At 72.9% G+C, this 16,412-nt stretch carries 16 protein-coding genes; 7 read left to right on the forward strand and 9 right to left on the reverse strand.

What is annotated here, in order from left to right; genetic code table 11:
• The coding region (locus G446_RS0114520; protein ID WP_156916711.1) for an IS1249 family transposase at positions 1-1,007 on the reverse strand (1,007 nt) is incomplete at its 3' end.
• A gap of 167 nt (positions 1,008-1,174) precedes the next feature.
• Between G446_RS0114520 and G446_RS0114525 the strand changes: the two genes are divergently transcribed.
• A complete protein-coding gene (locus G446_RS0114525; RefSeq protein ID WP_034471047.1) occupies positions 1,175-2,104 on the forward strand; it encodes an Abi family protein in 930 nt (309 codons plus the stop codon).
• Positions 2,105-2,603: 499 nt separating this feature from the next.
• The gene (locus G446_RS18355) at positions 2,604-2,951 is read left to right on the forward strand and encodes an Imm51 family immunity protein (protein ID WP_084779284.1); all 348 of its coding nucleotides are present in this window, start codon (positions 2,604-2,606) and stop codon (positions 2,949-2,951) included.
• A 13-nt stretch (positions 2,952-2,964) separates the two neighbouring features.
• Here G446_RS18355 and G446_RS0114535 read toward each other — a convergent pair whose 3' ends face one another.
• The 3 genes from G446_RS0114535 to G446_RS0114545 all read right to left on the reverse strand — a co-directional run bounded on the left by G446_RS0114535 (position 2,965) and on the right by G446_RS0114545 (position 5,445).
• Positions 2,965-3,642, reverse strand: a complete 678-nt coding sequence (locus G446_RS0114535; protein WP_026410673.1) for a DUF4241 domain-containing protein — start codon at positions 3,640-3,642, stop codon at positions 2,965-2,967.
• A 103-nt stretch (positions 3,643-3,745) separates the two neighbouring features.
• Positions 3,746-4,486, reverse strand: coding sequence for a DUF4241 domain-containing protein (locus tag G446_RS18985; RefSeq protein WP_169721306.1), 741 nt, complete (start codon positions 4,484-4,486; stop codon positions 3,746-3,748).
• 41 nt (positions 4,487-4,527) lie between these two features.
• Positions 4,528-5,445 (reverse strand): 16S rRNA (uracil(1498)-N(3))-methyltransferase, encoded by a 918-nt coding sequence (locus G446_RS0114545; protein WP_026410675.1) that lies wholly within the window; start codon positions 5,443-5,445, stop codon positions 4,528-4,530.
• A gap of 134 nt (positions 5,446-5,579) precedes the next feature.
• Here G446_RS0114545 and G446_RS0114550 point away from each other — a divergent pair, with 134 nt between their 5' ends.
• Complete coding sequence (locus G446_RS0114550; protein ID WP_026410676.1) at positions 5,580-6,404, forward strand: YggS family pyridoxal phosphate-dependent enzyme; 825 nt, start codon at positions 5,580-5,582, stop codon at positions 6,402-6,404.
• Between the two features lie 97 nt (positions 6,405-6,501).
• Here G446_RS0114550 and dnaJ read toward each other — a convergent pair whose 3' ends face one another.
• Positions 6,502-7,626 (reverse strand): molecular chaperone DnaJ, encoded by a 1,125-nt coding sequence (gene dnaJ / locus G446_RS0114555; RefSeq protein WP_026410677.1) that lies wholly within the window; start codon positions 7,624-7,626, stop codon positions 6,502-6,504.
• Between the two features lie 66 nt (positions 7,627-7,692).
• Positions 7,693-8,763, reverse strand: a complete 1,071-nt coding sequence (gene hrcA / locus G446_RS0114560) for a heat-inducible transcriptional repressor HrcA (RefSeq protein WP_026410678.1) — start codon at positions 8,761-8,763, stop codon at positions 7,693-7,695.
• A gap of 135 nt (positions 8,764-8,898) precedes the next feature.
• On the opposite strand from hrcA, the gene G446_RS0114565 reads away from it, so the two are divergent.
• The gene (locus tag G446_RS0114565; protein ID WP_026410679.1) at positions 8,899-10,011 is read left to right on the forward strand and encodes a DUF3097 domain-containing protein; all 1,113 of its coding nucleotides are present in this window, start codon (positions 8,899-8,901) and stop codon (positions 10,009-10,011) included.
• A 685-nt stretch (positions 10,012-10,696) separates the two neighbouring features.
• A complete protein-coding gene (locus G446_RS0114570; RefSeq protein ID WP_026410680.1) occupies positions 10,697-12,607 on the forward strand; it encodes a subtype A tannase in 1,911 nt (636 codons plus the stop codon).
• 129 nt (positions 12,608-12,736) lie between these two features.
• Here G446_RS0114570 and G446_RS0114575 read toward each other — a convergent pair whose 3' ends face one another.
• Entirely contained in the window at positions 12,737-14,137 is a 1,401-nt protein-coding gene (locus G446_RS0114575; RefSeq protein ID WP_026410681.1) for a sodium:proton antiporter, read from the reverse strand.
• A 207-nt stretch (positions 14,138-14,344) separates the two neighbouring features.
• Between G446_RS0114575 and G446_RS0114580 the strand changes: the two genes are divergently transcribed.
• Positions 14,345-15,037 carry a hypothetical protein gene (locus tag G446_RS0114580; RefSeq protein WP_026410682.1) on the forward strand — a complete coding sequence of 231 codons (693 nt, stop codon included), beginning with the start codon at positions 14,345-14,347 and terminating at the stop codon, positions 15,035-15,037.
• 54 nt (positions 15,038-15,091) lie between these two features.
• Here G446_RS0114580 and G446_RS0114585 read toward each other — a convergent pair whose 3' ends face one another.
• Both G446_RS0114585 and G446_RS18990 read right to left on the reverse strand, forming a co-directional pair.
• Positions 15,092-15,400 (reverse strand): hypothetical protein, encoded by a 309-nt coding sequence (locus tag G446_RS0114585; RefSeq protein ID WP_156916712.1) that lies wholly within the window; start codon positions 15,398-15,400, stop codon positions 15,092-15,094.
• A 225-nt stretch (positions 15,401-15,625) separates the two neighbouring features.
• Entirely contained in the window at positions 15,626-15,979 is a 354-nt protein-coding gene (locus G446_RS18990) for a hypothetical protein (protein WP_156916713.1), read from the reverse strand.
• 127 nt (positions 15,980-16,106) lie between these two features.
• Here G446_RS18990 and G446_RS21395 point away from each other — a divergent pair, with 127 nt between their 5' ends.
• Positions 16,107-16,229, forward strand: coding sequence for a hypothetical protein (locus tag G446_RS21395; protein WP_281170235.1), 123 nt, complete (start codon positions 16,107-16,109; stop codon positions 16,227-16,229).
• The last annotated feature ends 183 nt before the right edge of the window (positions 16,230-16,412 follow it).

Here is a 16,412-nt window from a genome sequence, read left to right on the forward strand (position 1 = left end):
TCGGTGAGCCGGGCGAGGGTCCAGTCGATGATCGCGGCCTGGTGGTCGGGGCCGGCTCCGCGGTGGTGGCGCAGGGTGGCGCGGACCTGGGCGTTGATGGCTTCGACGGGGTTGGTGGTGCGCTCCAGGGGCGTGTGGCGGGGCTCGCCCGCGGGGCCGGTCAGGTAGGCGAACAGAGTTCCCTGCTTGGCCAGACGCTCCAGGCGTCTGTGGGCGCGGCGGGTGCGGGGGGGGGTGTACCACCACTTCCTGCCGGTGGCGGCCGCGGTGGCGGGGTCGTCCTGGGCGGTGGTGCGCTGGTTGAGCCAGGTGCGGTACTCGGTGGCGTAGTCGTTGAGCGCGGTCAGCCAGTGGGCGGCCTGGTCGGTGGTGGTGATGGTCAGGAGCTTGCGCGACAGTCCCAGCAGGGCGCGGCCCTGGGTGGTACGGGGGTGGAGGGTCAGGTCGCGCACGGTGTCGCGGTGGACGTGGATCAGGCAGCGCTGCACGGGTGTGCGGGGCCATAGCTCGCGCAGTGCCTTGAGGGCTCCGCCCGCCCCGTCGGTGGTGACCAGGTCCGGCGGAGCCAGGTCCTGCAGCAGGGCGGTATAGGCGGCGGCGCTCTCGCCGGCGGCCCACTGCCAGGCGATCACGTGCGCGGTGCTCCTGGCCACCAGGAGGGTCCACCCGCCGGCCAGGTGGAGTCCATCGATGAAGATCTGGGCGTGCACCTCGCCCGTGACGGGTGGGCGGGGCACGGGGACCCGCCAGCACCAGGCGGTGCGGCGGCGGAAGGCGCGTGCTCCGCCCGGTTGGTCGGCCTGGGTGCCCTTGGAGGTCGCCCAGGCGATGAACTCGCCCAGGGTCGCCTGCTCGGTCCTGGCCGGTGGGACTGCTCGCGGCGCGGTGGTGGTCAGGTTGCACGCGGTGCATCTCCAGCGCTGAGATCCGGACGCGGTGCGCCCGTGCTTCCTCATCGGATCGCGGCACACCGGGCAGGTCCTGGCTCTGACTGATCGGGCCCTCATGGGCTACACGATCAGCCGAGGATGTCAAGCACCATCCCGGATCAACCGCCGACACCATGAAGAACCCGACTTCACCCCACCATCACAACGGAAAACCGGAACTTGAGCAACACATCCACGCCTATAACCCTCAAATGGTCGGGGCCTTTCCGTTCCGGGGAGACTCCATGGGCAAGCGATGGTGCAGCTTCGACGAGCAGGTGGCGCTCCTCGCGGAGCGCGGCCTGCGCATCCGGGACCCGGAGGCGGCCAAGCGCCTGCTCAAGCAGGTCGGCTACTACCGCTTATCCGAGTACCTCCGCTACTGGCAGCGGGATCCGGAGCGCGGGGACAAGACCTTCGTCGACGGGGCGTCCTTCGAGACCGTCCGCGGGGTGTACGCGGGTGAGACGATGCTCGCAGACGTCGCGATCGCCGCGCTGCGCCGCCTGGAGCTGGTTCTCCGCACCCAGTTCGCGCACGCCTTCGGGCAGATCGTCGGCCCCTGCCGCCTTCTCACGGCCGACGACGCCTTCACCCCGCCCCCGCCGTCGGCGACCGGTCCGAGCGCGCAGGAGGCCCTGCTCCGGGACCTGAACCGGAGCAGGGAGCCCTTCGTCGACCGCTATCGCGACAGCAGCAGGAGCGACGGGCGCGGCGGATTCCTTCCCGACGCCTATGAGCGGATGCCGGCCTGGGTCGCGGTGCAGGCCTGCTCATTCGGCACGCTGTCCCGGTGCCTGGAGGCGTCCGGGCGCACCGCGGTCCGCGATACGGTGGCCGGCAGGATCGGGACGGGACGCGCGCAGATCGCCTCGCAGACGAGGGCCCTGGTCTACCTGCGCAACCGGTGCGCCCATGCGGCGAGGATCTGGAACCACTCCGTCCTCGCGGCCCCGTCCCTCACCCCGAAGACGGCGAGCAGGATCAAGCGCCAGTACCGGACCTTCGAGAACCGGTCCGTCTACCAGACTCTCGTCCTCATCCACATCCTGCTCGCGGGCAACGGCCAGGAGAAGGACTGGCTCGGCGCCCGCGTCGAACCGATTCTGAGGGACAACGAGATACTGGCGCGCGGAATCACGCGCCCCCGGAAGTTCCAGGACTTCACGCCCTGACCCGGCCGGCCCCGACCCGGGCCCGCGGGGACGACCGCCGCCCCGACGGCGGGGACCGCGGACATGACATGGCCCACGGCACCGGGTTGTCTCTCCCGGCCCGCGGGCCCTTGTCGTCGAGGGGCTCGCTCCCAGGTCCCAACTGGGGAGTCTCCCTCCTTCGCCGGAGCGATCGGCCCGGGGCTCCCTGGACCCTGGGTCATCTCGGACGAGGGCGGTCATCGAGTTCCCCAACCCTCGCGACCCCCGTCCGTCCGGCGGTGATTCATATATAACCCGACGGACCTTGGGGACCGCCACATTCGACCTGTGAAGAGCTTGGGAATGCGGTGACCGGCGATCCGGACCGGTACGAGCCGGCGGGTCCGGCCGGTCCGGGACCACCCCCGGGGCGCGAAGGAGTCGGACGACGGCGCTAACGTAGGCGCACCGGCATCCACCCGGCCCTGAACCCCCTCCAGGAGGAGCCCCGCATCCGATCACCGACCGGAAGGCCGCCATGACCACTCCGACGACCCCCGACTTCATCCGCCTGCTCGGCTCCGAGGACACGGGCTCCACCTCCTGCTTCTTCGACGCCGCCGCCCCCGCCACGGCCGACGTCGTCGCGTCCCTCGGCCACGAGCCCAACGGGTACTTCTGGGAGGGCGTCGTGCGCAGGCTCGTCGAGAAGGGCGAGCTCGACGAGCCGGACACCGACCCCGAGGGCGGCATGTTCTGCGCCTACGGGCCGCGCCCCGCCATGGAGCGCCTCGCCCACGCCCTGACCCCCTACCTCACCGACCCGCGGGCCATCACCGCCCTGGTCGTCGAGGCTGACGCCGAGGACTTCGACTTCGACGACTGAAGACCGGCGGACCTCACTCGTCCTCGTCGTCCTCCTCGTCCTCGCTGGCGAACTCGCCCACCACCCCCAGGTCGATGTGCAGGCCCAGCGGGGCGCCGTCGGCGTCGCGGGTGAGCATGACCGGGTAGACGCCGTCGCCCCAGCCGGAGTACGACAGGACGACGTTCTCCCCCGCCCCCGCCCGCGGCATGACGATATTGGCCGCCCCCCTCCGGTAGTGATCGGGCGAGTCCATGAGGGAGAACCAGGAGTCCGGCTCACCGGAGTCGAAGACGTCGTACCAGTCGTCCTGCGGCGGCATGGCGGTGGCGACGGCGTCGTGATCGACGAAGGCGACCGCGCCCGCGTCCACGCACACGATTCCCCGGCCCCGCACCGGCTGAGCCGCCTCGACAGAGGCTGGCTCGCCGTCGGCCAGCACGAGGGACAGGTACGCCTCGACGTCGGCGACGGTGACCCTGACCGGGTAGTCGCCCGGCTCGACCTCGAAGACCGGGCCGTCGCCGAGGGTGACGAAGGGGTCGCAGGCCTCGACGCGCCCCGAGGGCACGCGCAGCACCCCGAGGTCGACGACGCTCAGGGGCACCGTGTCCGCGGGTGAGTACTCATCGTCCTCCTCGAACGGGCTGGGGACCGGGCCGGACACGAGGGCGTAGAAGTTCAGGGAGCTGCTCATGAGATCGTTGTTCACGGGCGCCATGCTAGGCGAGTCCCCGCCGGGCGCTCCCCCCGGTGTCTCCGGCGCCCCCGGCGCCCACTGCGGTCCTAGCGCCCCCGACGACCACCGGCGGGCTTCACTCCTCCTCGTCCTCGCTGGCGAACCCGCCCACCACGCCCAGGTCGATGTGCAGGCCCAGCGGGGCGCCGTCGGTGCCGCGGGTGAGCATGACCGGGTAGACGCCGTCGCCCCAGCCGGACGACGCCATGATGATGTTCTCCCCCGCCCCGTCCAGGGGCATGACGATATTGGCCATCCCCTCCCGGTAGTGATCGGGCGAGTCCAGGGGGCCGCACCAGGGCTCGGGCTCGAACTCGTCGTAGAGGTTGGCGCCGTCGGCCAGGGCCGACATGGCGACGGCGGCCACGCGATCGACGAAGGCGACCGTGCCCGCGTCCACGCACACGGCCCCCTCCCGGCCCATGGCCCGCCGCGCCGGTTCGACGGCGGCCGGCTCGCCGTCGGCCAGCACGAGGGACAGGTACGCATTGCGCTCATGGGAGCCGTCGTGCTCCTTGGAGATGTCGGCGACGGTGGCCTTGACCGGGTAGTCGCCCGGCTCGACGGCGAAGACGATGTCGCGGCCAAGGGTGACGAAGGGGTCGCAGGCCTCGAGGCGCCCGGAGGGCACGTGCAGCACCCCGAGGTCGACGACGCTCAGGGGCACCATGTCCAGGGGGAGGCCGCTGTCGCGCCGCCGCCGAAGGAGCACGTCCAGGAGGGAGCGCCTGCCGCGCCGGTTCCGGAAGGGGCTGGGGACCGGCCCGGACACCAGGGCGTAGAAGTTCAGGTCGTTGCTCACGAGATCGGTGTTCACGAGCGCCATGCTAGAAATCTCCTCGGGCCGAGCCGTCGCCCTCAGCCCCACAGCCCCGCCCGCTCGGCGAGGAGGGCCAGCGCGACCGGTCCGGCGCTGGCCGTGCGCATGACGTGCGGCCCCAGCCGCACCGCCCTCGCCCCGACCCCCTCCAGGGCCGCCACCTCCTCCTCGCCGATGCCGCCCTCGGGGCCGACGACGACGGCGAGGACCGGCGACATCCCGCCGCCCGGCTCCGGCAGGGCCGCCGCGCCAATGGGTGTCCCCGCCTCCTCGTGGAGGACGAGCACCGCTCCCCCGGCATCCGTCACCCCGCGCACCCAGGCGGCGAGCTCGCGCGTGGAGCGGTCCGACTCGACCCGCGGCACCCGGGCGCGCCGGGCCTGCTTGGCGGCCTCGCGGGCGGTCGCCTCCCAGCGGGCGCGGCCCCTGGCCGCCCGGGGCCCGCTCCACACGGACACGCACCGGCCGGCCCGCCACGGCACGACGAGGTCGACACCGACCTCCGTGGCGGTCTCCACCGCCTGCTCGTCGCGACCGCCCTTGGCCGGCGCCTGGACGAGGGCCAGTCGCACGGGCGGCTCGGGCTCCTCCACCCGCTCCAGGACCCGCACGGTCAGGCGGTCCGAACCGCCCGATCGCCTGGGGCGGTCCGGGCGGTCGGGCCGACCCCGGCGATCGGGGCCGCCCGGGCGGCCAGGACCCGAGTGGTCCGAACGGTCGGGCCAGCCCGGGCCCTCCCTGACGGCGGGCGCGCCGGGACGCATCGCCTCGCACACCAGCCGCAGCCCGGCGCCGTCGACCAGGTCCACCCGCTCGCCGGTCCGCAGCCGGCGCACGCTCACCGCGTGGCGCGCCTCGGGGCCCGTCAGGGTCAGGACGTCGCCGGCGTCGGCGCGCGCGGCCGCGCCGGCGGGCTCGAGGGTGTCGCTGGTGAGGATGAAGACGGGGGCGGTCACGGCCCCAGCCTACGGTCGAGCCGGGTCGAGCCGGGTCGCGATCTGGCCGGGTCGAGCCGGGTCGCGACCAAGTCGCGGGCCACCCTGCGAACGCGCCCGACCGCGCGGGCGCGCCGGTGCTAGCGTCCAGTGTCATGACCGATTCCGAGCCCGTCCCGCAACCAGCCCCGCAGTCCTCCCCCGCTCCCACCGCTCCCGGCTCCGCGGCGCCGTCGGGCGCCTTCCCGGCCCACGCCGAGACGGCCGCGCAGATCGCCGCGAACCTGGCGGCCGTGCGCGCCCGCATCGACGCCGCCGCCGCGCGCGCCGGACGGGACGCCTCGCAGATCCGGCTGCTGCCCGTGACCAAGACGGTGTCCGAGGAGCGGCTGCGCGCCGCCCACGCCGCCGGCATCACGCAGATGGGCGAGAACAAGGTCCAGGAGGCCGCCCGCAAGGCACAGAACCTGGCCGACCTCGGCATCCACTGGGCCATGATCGGGCACCTGCAGACCAACAAGGCCAAGGACGTGGCCGCCTTCGCCCACGAGTTCCAGGCCCTGGACTCCCTGCGCGTGGCCGAGGCCCTCGACCGCCGGCTGCAGGCCGCCGGGCGCGGCCTGGACGTGTACGTGCAGGTCAACTCCTCGGGCGAGGCCTCCAAGTTCGGGCTCGCCCCCGACGATGTGGCCGGCTTCCTCGCCGACCTGGGCGCCTGCTCCTCCCTGCGGGTGCGCGGGCTCATGACCCTGGCCGCGCACACCGACGACCAGGACCGCATCCGCGAGTGCTTCCGCCTCATGCGCTCCCTGCGCGACGCCGGCCTGGAGGCGGGCACGGTCGGCGACGGCGGGCTGTCCATGGGCATGAGCGGCGACTTCGAGCTGGCCATCGAGGGCGGGTCGACCTGCGTGCGCGTGGGCCAGGCCATCTTCGGCGCCCGCCCCACCCCGGACTCCCACTACTGGCCGGGGCGCTGAGGCCCGGCGGCGGGCCGGGGCTCCGGGGCGCGGGGCGCAGCCCCGACCCGCCGCCGGACGCTGCCGGGCCGCGCCCCGAGCGCCCCGCAGCGCCCGGTCAGCGGCGCTTCTTGTGCTTGCCGGTGATGCGGTCGAAGAGGCTGTCGGCCTCGGCCGGCGCATGGCCGTCCTCGCCGCGCAGCACCGCCAGCTCGGTCAGCAGCTCCCTCTCGCGCTCGGTGAGCCTCGTCGGCGTCTCCACCACGATCGACACGTGCAGGTCGCCGCGCCCGGGCCGGCGCAGGCGCCCCACGCCCAGGCCGCCCAGGCGGATGCTGTCGCCGGACTGGGTTCCGGCGCGCACCGAGACGGTCCGCTCGCCATCGAGGGTCTCGACCTCGAAGGAGGCGCCCAGCGCCGCGGCGGTCATGGGCACGCGCAACTCGGTGAACAGGTCGTCGCCGTCGCGCTGCAAGGTGGGGTGCTCGACCTCCTGGACCACCACGTACAGGTCGCCGTTGGGCCCGCCCGCGACCCCGGCCTCGCCGCGGCCGGACAGGCGGATGCGGGTGCCCTCGGCCACGCCCGCGGGCACCTCCACCTCGATGTCCCTGCGCACGTGCTCGCGGCCCTCGCCGTCGCAGTCCTTGCAGGGGGTGACGATCACAGTGCCGAATCCGCGGCAGGCCGGGCACGGCGCGCTGGTCATGACATTGCCGAGGAAGGAGCGCTGGACCCGCTGGATGGAGCCCTGGCCGTTGCACTGGGAGCAGGTGACCGGCTCGGTGCCGGGCGCGCAGCAGGAGCCCTCGCAGGTCGCGCACGTGACGTAGGTGTCCACGGTGACGGTCTTGCGGGCGCCGAAGGCGACGTCGGCCAGGGTCACGTCGACCGCGGTCATGGCGTCCTGGCCGCGCCGGGCGCGCGAGACCGGCCCGCGCGCGGCGGCGCCGCCGAAGAACGTCTGGAAGATGCCGCCCAGGTCGGCGAAGTCCCCGCTGAACCCGCCGCCGAAGCCCCCGGCGCCGCCGGAGACGGCCTCGGGGCCGCCCAGGTCGTACATCTGGCGCTTCTCGGAGTCGGACAGGACCTCGTAGGCGGTCGCGACCTCCTTGAACTCCTCCTCGTGGCCGGGGCCGGCGATGTCGGGGTGCAGCCGGCGCGCCTTCCTGCGGTAGGCCTTCTTGATCTCCTCGGCGCTGGCCTGGCGGCTGACGCCGAGCACCTCGTAGTAGTCGCTCACTGGTGGGGCTCGTCCTTACGTAACTGGCTGGGATGCTTGATGGGGCGGTGCGGCTGCGGGCGCCGGTCAGGCGGGGGCCTCCCCCGGGCCGGCGAGGAACCGCGAGAGGTAGCGGGCGACGGCGCGCACCACCGCCATGGTCGCGGGGTAGTCCATGCGGGTGGGGCCGATGACCCCCAGGTGGGCGACGGCGTCGCCCCCGCCCGGCCCGTAGGCGGCGGTCACGACACTCGCCTCCGCCAGGGCGTCGTCGCGGTTCTCGCTGCCGATGGACACGCGCATGCCGTCGGGCGCGCCCGGGGGCCTGGCGCCCTCCGCGGCGGCGTCGGCGAGCAGGCGCAGCAGGACGACCTGCTCCTCGATGGCGTCCAGGAGCGCGCCCAGGGCGGAGAAGTCGGGTGTGGAGCGGGCCAGGTTCGCGGTGCCGGCCACGACGAAGCGCTCCTCGGCGTCGGGCCGCAGGGCGTCGAGGAGCACGCTGGTGACGGCCGCCAGGAGAGTGCGCTCCTCGACCGGCGCCTGTCGCGACAGGGCCGCCAGGATCGGCACCGCCTCGGCGGCCCGGCGCCCCACCAGGGCGGAGTTGAGCCGCAGGCGCAGCCGCTCCAGGGCGAGAGGGTCGACGACGTCGGCGCCCTCCCCGCTCAGGACGACGGTGCGCTGCTCCACGCGCCCGGTGTCCGTGATGATGACCAGCAGGACGCGCGTGGGCCCCAGGGCCACGAGCTCGAGGTGGCGCAGCGCCGTCAGGCGCAGGCTGGGGTACTCGACGACGGCGAGCTGGCCGGTGAGCCGGGCCAGGACCCGCACGGCGCGCGCCACCACCTGCTCCAGGTCGGCCTCGCCGGTCAGCAGCGTGGTGATGGCGGCGCGCTCGGGGGCGGACAGCGGCTTGATGCGGGCGATCTGGTCGACGAAGAGCCGGTAGCCCTTCTCGGTGGGCACGCGTCCGGCGCTCGTGTGCGGCTGGTGGATGTAGCCCTCGTCCTCCAGGACCGCCATGTCGTTGCGGATGGTGGCCGGGGAGACGCCCAGGCGGTAGCGCTCGACCAGGGCGCGCGAGCCCACCGGTTCGCGGGTGCGCACGTAGTCGGTGACGATGGCGGAGAGGACCTTGAGGCGACGGTCGTCTGCCATGGCGGTCGCCTCCCCTCTCTCGCGCTGCTGAAGCCGGCGCCGTCCCCGCCGGCGGTTAGCACTCGCGGGGCGTGAGTGCCATCCTACGCCGGGCGCGGCGGGTCTGCCGCCACTGCGACGTGACCTTCCCCTACCGTGCCCAGGGTGAACACGCCCCAGACCCGTCGCCGGGTGGTCCCCGGCTCCACCGCCGCGCGCCGCGCCGCCCTGCGCGCCCGGGCCGAGCGGGAGGCCCGGGCGGCCGGCGCGGAGGAGGCCGGCGCGGAAGGCGCGGTGCCGCGCCGTCGGCCCGCCCCGCCGCCGGCCTCCCCCTCGACGGCCCGGTCCTCGCCGGCCCCGTCGGCCCGGCCCTCCGCCGCCGACCGCTACGGCGGCGACGTCCTGGCCGTCGACCCGCACCGGGTGGGCCCCAATGCGATCCGGCCCGAGTCCGTACGCGTGCCCGTCCGCCGGGGGCTCGTCGTCGAGGACCGCCAGACCGGCTTCGTGGGGGCCGTCGTCGCCGCGGAGAAGTCCGGGGGGCGCCGCATCGTCGTCCTGGAGGACCGCCGCGGGGCGCGCCGCGGCTTCCCGCTGGGGCCGGGCTTCTGGATCGACGGGCGGCCCGTGGTCCTCGACCCGCCGCGGGCCGCGCCCGGGCCCGGCGCCGGACCGGTCGGCCACGGCGGGCGCCGGGTGACGGCGTCGGGCTCCTACGCGGTCGAGGGCGAGGCGGCGAAGGTCGCCCGCGCCTCGCGCATCTGGGTCGAGGGCGGGCACGACGCCGAGCTGGTGGAGAAGGTCTGGGGCGACGACCTGCGCCACGAGGGGGTCGTGGTCCTCATGCTCGACGGCGTGGACAACCTCGAGGAGGTCATGGCGCAGTTCGGCCCGGCGCCGGAGCGGCGGGCGGGCGTGCTGGTCGACCACCTGGTGGCCGGCTCGAAGGAGTCGCGCATCGCCGAGCGGGTGGCGCGGATGCCCGGCGGCGAGAACGTGCTCGTCCTGGGCCACCCGTACGTGGACGTGTGGCAGGCGGTCAAGCCCGAGCGGGTGGGGCTGCGCTCCTGGCCGGAGGTGCCGCGGGGCACCGACATCAAGCACGGCACCCTTCAGGCGCTGGGCTGGCCGCACGCCACCCGGGCCGACGTCGCCCGCGGCTGGCGGCGGATCCTGGCGACGGTGCGCAACTACAAGGACCTGGAGCCCGCCCTGCTGGGCCGCATGGAGGAACTCATCGACTTCGTCACCGCGCCGGGCGCCCGCTGACCCTCGCCCTGTCCCGCCGCCCTTCCGTGAGCGCGCAGGTTCCCAGTCGAACGCGCAGGTGGGAGGCGCGCGTTCGACTGGGAACCTGCGCGCTCACGGGAATCGGGGTGCCCCGGCGGGGCGCGGCGCCGGTGGGCGGGTGCGGTGACGAGGCACTCGACGACGGCGGGGGCGGACGCTTGGTGGGCGACCGTGGCTGCGGATCCGTCGTCGTCGAACTGCCCCGGCTCCAGATCGCGCAGAACGCCCCCGACCAAGCCCCAGGCGCCCCATGCGTCTCATCAGACTCATGTTTCAGCCCTCGTGGACCCGCGGAGCGAGAAATGGCGCCCCGGGAGGATCGTTCCGCCCCGCACCCGATCATGCCGCCACCGGAACCGCGGAATCATGCGGAAAACGCCGAGGCCGCCCGGGGTGCCGGCGCGAACGATCCTCCCAGGGCGCCAGAATCCGACCCCGGTGCGGCCCGCAGGCTCCCACGGTTCCCGGTGACGGCTTCGACCGGCCCCGCCCGATCGTCTCCACCACTCCCGATGAGAGCCCGGGCGGCTGCCGCGTCTCACAGGCGATCCACACGAGGCGCATCGACGGCGCCCACGGCGCCCGCGCAGACTCCGACCAGCCGGAAGAGCCCGGACCCGCAGACCAGCCGACCGAAAAGCTCGGACCCGCAGAAAGGACCGCCATGACCGTCTCCCGACGCCTCGTCCTTCGGACCATCCCCCTCGCCGCGATCCTGGGAGCCGTCGCCGCCTGCTCCGGCGGCACCGGCGGCGCCTCCTCGTCCGCGGGCGCCACCGCGGCCCTGACCCCCACGAACACCTCGCTGGCCCTGAACACCGCCGCCTGGTCCCATGACGCCGACGCCGACGTCTACTACCAGATCGGCCTGTCCTACGCCGCGACCCCGCAGGACGCCGGCTACGAGACCCTGTCCATCTTCGTCCCCGGCGCCTACGTCTCCGCCACGGACAACGGCGACGGCACCTTCACCCTCGCGCCCGCCCCGAGCGGTGCCGCGGGCGACTACACGGGCGCCACCGCGCCCTTCGTGCTGCCGGTCAACACCCCCGGCTACTCGGCCCAGAAGCCGCTGACCGAGTACTTCTCCGACACGGTGGCCCCCTACATGAAGGCGGGGCTCATCTACGTCCACGCCGGGCTGCGCGGCAAGGACTCGACCACCGAGTCCGCCGCCGGCAACGCCCCGTGGGGCGTGACCGATCTCAAGGCCGCCGTGCGCTTCCTGCGCTACAACGCCGCCTCGCTGCCGGGAGACGCCGAGCAGGTGTACGTCTTCGGGCACTCCGGCGGCGGCGCCCAGTCCGCCGTCATGGGCGCCTCGGGCGACTCCGACCTTTACACGCCCTACCTGACCGCCCTGGGCGCCGCCACTACGAGTCCCGACGGCGCCGCCCTGTCCGACGCCGTCGCCGGCGCCATGTGCTGGTGCCCGATCACGAGCCTGAACGAGGCCAACGCCGCCTACGAGTGGAACATGGGCCAGTTCTCCTCCACCGGCACGCGCGCCCCGGGCACGTGGACCGGGGCCCACTCCAAGGACCTGGCCGCCGCCTACGCGACCTGGGTCAACGGTGTCGGGCTCGTCGACGGCGACGGCAGGGCGCTGACCCTGGAGGAGTCCTCCGACGGCGTGTACCTGGCCGGCAGCTACTACGACCACGTGGTGGGGGTGATCGAGCAGTCCCTCAACGACTTCCTGGCCGCCACGACCTTCCCCTACACGCCGAGCTCGACGCAGATGGCGGGCATGGAGCCGGGGGGCGGCTCCGGCGGCGCCCCGAACGGCGGGGTACCGTCGGGCGGCGGAGCCCCGGGCGGGACTCCGCCCACGGGGGCGCCCGGCGGCGGGACCGCCCCGTCTGGCGGCGGGCCCTCGGAGGGCGGCACGTCGTCGGGCGGGGCTCCGAGCGGCGGGCCCTCGGGCGGGGGCGCCAGCGACTCGACGACCTACGCCACGGTCGAGGACTACATCGCCTCCCTCAACGCGAGTGCCGAGTGGGTCTCCTACGACGCGACGACGAACAGGGCCGCGATCACCGGCCTGGCCGGTTTCGTCGCCTCGCAGAAGTCGGCCTCGAAGGACGTGGGGGCGCTCGACGGCGTCGACCGGGGTCAGACGGAGAACACGGTTCTGGGCGCGGGTGGGACGGCGCTGCACTTCTCGCAGGTCTCCCGCGACGCCGTCGCCGCTGGGGAGTCGGCGTACGCGGCCCTGAGCGGATGGTCGTCCGACTGCGGCTCGGCCGGGTACGACTCCGACTTCGCCCAGGCGGACTCGGTGGGCACCGACGTCCTGATCCGGGAGCAGATGTACAACCCCATGACCTACCTGCTGGCCGCCGCCCGGGGCGGGGCCTCCTCGACGGTCGCCCCCGCCTGGCGCATCCGCACCGGCATCCAGCAGGGGGACACGGCGAGCACGGTGGAGATCAACCTCGCGCTGGCGCTGCGGATGGCCGGGAAGGACGTGGACTTCGCGACCGTGTGGGGGCAGGGCCACACCATGGCCGAGCTGACCGGCAGCGGCGAGGACAATTTCATCTCCTGGGTGAGGACGGCCGCGTCGCAGTAGCGCGGTGGCGGACGGGGGCGGGGTCGACCAGGGGCGGTGGCCGACGCCGTCGTGCGCCGTGCCGCCGCCGGGGCGTCCACCGAGCGTGCCGCCCCATCACCGCCGGGGCGCCGTCGTCCGACCCGGCCCTCAATCCTGGAGGGCCAGGCGCCTCCCGGCGCGGATGAGGCGGGCGTCGTTGGCCAGCAGCGCCGCGGCGAGCACCGCTCCGGCCGCCCTGGCCCAGACGGGCTCGGCGATGAACAGGCAGACCATGGCGGCCAGGACCGGCACCAGGTAGATGAGGGTCTTGGCGACGTAGCCGCCGAAGCTCGGCATGTCCACGCCCCGGGCCTCGGCCACGGACTTGACCATGAAGTTGGGCCCGTTGCCGATGTAGGTGATGGCCCCGCACAGCACCGCCCCCAGCGATACCGACACGAGGTAGATCTCGGGCACGCCCGCCACGTCCGCGCCGCCGGGGTGGGGGACCCGCCCGGCCATCTCGAAGAAGGTGACGTAGGTGGGGGCGTTGTCCAGCACCGAGGACAGCCCGCCGGTGAAGGTGAAGAAGGTGATCTCGTTCAGCGGCAGGGAGGGGGCGACCTCGTCGAGGTAGTGCAGGGCCGGGATCATGGTCAGGAAGATGCCGATGAACAGGGTGGCGACCTCGGCGATGGGCTCCCATTCGAACTGGTTGTCCTCGAAGCGGGCGCGCCGGTCCCCGAACCGGTAGGAGCACAGGGCGGCGGCGAGCATGATGATCTCCCGCAGCGGCACCCAGTCCATGGCGGTGGCGCGCCCGGCCTCGATGGCCTCGGCGTCGACGGAGGGGGCGAAGGCGACGGCGGCGATGATGACGGCGAACCACACGAAATTGGCGGCGCCGCGCAGGCCCAACGGCTCGATCTCGGCGCGGTCCAGGCGGACGGAGGCGGCGGGCTCCTGCGCGTAGTAGTAGACGTCCAGGGCGAAGTAGCCGGCCAGCAGCATGGTGTTGACGAACAGCCATTCGGGCAGCAGGTGGAGGGTCCAGGTGAAGGGCACGCCGCGCAGGAAGCCGAGGAAGAGGGGCGGGTCGCCCAGGGGCGTGAGCAGGCCGCCGCAGTTGGCGATGATGAAGATGGCGAACAGCACCGTATGGACCCGGTAGCGGCGCTCGGCGTTGGTGTTGAGCAGCGGGCGGATGAGCAGCATGGCGGCGCCGGTGGTGCCCACGAAGCTGGCGAGCACGGCGCCCACGGCCAGGAAGGCGGTGTTGTTGCGCGGGGTGGCCTCGATGTCGCCCTTGAGGAAGATGCCGCCGGAGACGATGAACAAGGCCAGGAGCAGGGCGATGAACTGCCCGTACTCGACGACGGAGGCGAAGACGGCCTGCCATCCCAGGGCCAGCCACATCCACACGGCCACGGGCACGCCCAGGACCAGGGCGACGGCGAGCTGGCTGAACCGCCTCTCCCACCAGTGGGAGGTGGCGGGCACGAGCGGCAGGACGGCGATGCCGGCGAGCATCGCCGCGAAGGGCAGAACGGACCACCACTGCAACTGCACGGTGAACTCCTCGAGTCGGTGGAGTCTTGAGCCTATGCCACCGGCGCCGTCGCGTCCCGATGCGCCTGAATCGCAAGACGCCCGCGGCGCCCCGGTTGCGCGCCGGGCGTCGGCGGGGCCGGTCGCGCGCCGGGCGTCGCTTCCGGCCCCGTCCGCCGGGGCGTGCTACCTTCCGGTCTGGCACACGCGATCGAGGCAGGAGGAGCCATGAGTGCACCCGCTCTCTGCTCACCGACGAGGACGGGCGTCCTGACGGGCGCCGACGCCGACGCCGCCCTGGCGGGCATGGGCCTGTCCGAGTCCCTCCTGACGGGGGCCTGCGCCGACGGCATCCGCACGGCCCTGAGCCTCTACTCCCCCTTGAAGCCGCCGACGGCCTTCGGCAGCACGCTCTGGTTCGAGATCGTCGGCGGGCTGCGCGCGGCCCTGAACGCCGAGGGCTGGACGCAGATGGACGTCCTCAACGCGTCGCGGGCGGTGAGCCCGGACGGGACGCTGAGCATCGGGGCCATCGGGGGCGACGAGGCGACGGGCCGCCCCGAGCGCAGGCCGCGCAATGCGCGGGGCCGGGGCCGGACCTTCATCGAGGAGGTCCTGGCCAACGAGACCCTGAGCACGAGCCGCCTGACCGCCCACCAGCTCGTCCTGGACCTGCTCCCCGACCTCTTCGACCGTCCGAGCGGGGGGCCGCGCACCTGGGTGCTGCTCTACCACTGGGATGCGGCGCGGGCCCGCGTCCGCCTGGAGCTGTCCCTGCCGGTGGCCGTCGACGACGGCGTCGTCACCGCCTGGGAGACCCGGATCCTCCTGCCGCCCGTGCGGCTGACCGCCCCGGAGCTCTCCGGCCTGGAGGAGCCGCTGCCCGACGACGTCGTCGACTTCGTCGTCCGGCGGGCCTGACGCTCCGCCCCTCGCGTCGCGCCCGCGGCCGCCATCACTGGAATCGCGGGCGGTCTACGGGCAGCCTTCGACGTGGACCTCGAAGTCGTAGATCCAGTCATCGATGTAATCCGGGTCGTCGGAGTACATGTCCTTGAGGGTCGTCCGGACCCAGGCGTAGAATCTCCTCCACACCTCCAGATCCTCGCCCTTGAAATAGCACGGGCCTTCGGTGACGACGAGGCCCATGTAGAGCATGACGTCGAGGAACTCCCCCTCGTGCGCGCGGATCTCACGGGGATCCTCGTCCAGGAACACCCTCATGAGCCTGGCCGTCTCCGCCTTGGCCTCTCTCAGCCACGGGAACTCCAGGTACCGGCTCACCCCCCAGTGGGACTCAGGACCGCCCACCGACGGCATAACCATGACATACCCCCCATCCATCCCGGGCCCGCACCCGCAGAGCCCTCCCATCCCGACCATATTTCGCCCCCGGGGCGGACCCGAGCATTCTACTTCCTGCAGGGCGAGCCGTCCAGCGGCAGACGACGCACGGGGCGGACCTGATGATTTCACGTCCCGTCCGCAGGCGGTGGAACAGAAGGGGATCTATTCACCAGAAAGCGGGATCCCGCCCTCTCTCCACCGCCGAAGCGTCTCGTAGCGCATATCGAATATGCCGCCCGAGTCCGGCTTCAGGCGGTCCGGCGCCTCGTACGTCACGGGCAGCCATCGTGAGAACTCGAGGAACGGCGCCTCATTCTCCTCGGTGATATACGCGCGCCCCGCATCGATGTGAGATGCCATCAGTATGCCCACAATGTCGTCGAACGCCTCATAATTCTGCCGCAAATAATCGAGCGGCATGCTCACGAGCGACTCGCTGATCTCCTTCTCCTGCTGAATCAATCCCACGTACGGGAAGTCGGTCGTGTCGTCAAAAATAAACAGAATATTATCCATGAAGAAGGTTATTCGACGGGCGTCCGCGCACATTTCTGGGGATCGACATGACGACCACCCTCCTCCATGAGGTACAATGAGTGCCGGGCAGACAGTTCCGCGACCCCATGGGAAAGGGATCATCGTCATGAAGTACACCACGAGACTGCCCGCCGTCGAGTTCTCCGACCCGCTCATCCGCTTGCGCGAGGAGGGCGTCGAGGGTTATTCGCCGGGTCTGAACCGGATAACCTTCGGAGAAGACCCCTGAGGAGTGCCCCGATAATGAGGGACTATCTCACCGCCGGTGATTTCGCGGGTCTGTCGCGCGGTGGTCTGGCGGAGGCGTGCCTGGCGTGTTCGGCGAGGTTCGCGCCCATGTTCGCGGCCTTCACCACGCGCAGCGACCCGCGGGACTACGACGACCTGGTCAGGGACCTGTGGGCGTGCGCGG

Origin of the sequence: Actinomyces dentalis DSM 19115, assembly GCF_000429225.1 — a bacterium.
GTDB lineage: Bacteria > Actinomycetota > Actinomycetes > Actinomycetales > Actinomycetaceae > Actinomyces > Actinomyces dentalis.

What these genes read in the sequence shown, in the direction of transcription:
- hrcA (WP_026410678.1), bottom strand. Translation starts at nt 8,763, where the DNA reads ATGGCAGACGACCGTCGCCTCAAGGTCCTCTCCGCCATCGTCACCGAC.
- G446_RS0114570 (WP_026410680.1), top strand. Translation starts at nt 10,697, where the DNA reads ATGACCGTCTCCCGACGCCTCGTCCTTCGGACCATCCCCCTCGCCGCG.
- G446_RS0114525 (WP_034471047.1), top strand. Translation starts at nt 1,175, where the DNA reads ATGGGCAAGCGATGGTGCAGCTTCGACGAGCAGGTGGCGCTCCTCGCG.
- G446_RS0114580 (WP_026410682.1), top strand. Translation starts at nt 14,345, where the DNA reads ATGAGTGCACCCGCTCTCTGCTCACCGACGAGGACGGGCGTCCTGACG.
- G446_RS0114550 (WP_026410676.1), top strand. Translation starts at nt 5,580, where the DNA reads ATGACCGATTCCGAGCCCGTCCCGCAACCAGCCCCGCAGTCCTCCCCC.
- G446_RS18355 (WP_084779284.1), top strand. Translation starts at nt 2,604, where the DNA reads ATGACCACTCCGACGACCCCCGACTTCATCCGCCTGCTCGGCTCCGAG.
- G446_RS21395 (WP_281170235.1), top strand. Translation starts at nt 16,107, where the DNA reads ATGAAGTACACCACGAGACTGCCCGCCGTCGAGTTCTCCGACCCGCTC.
- G446_RS18990 (WP_156916713.1), bottom strand. Translation starts at nt 15,979, where the DNA reads ATGGATAATATTCTGTTTATTTTTGACGACACGACCGACTTCCCGTAC.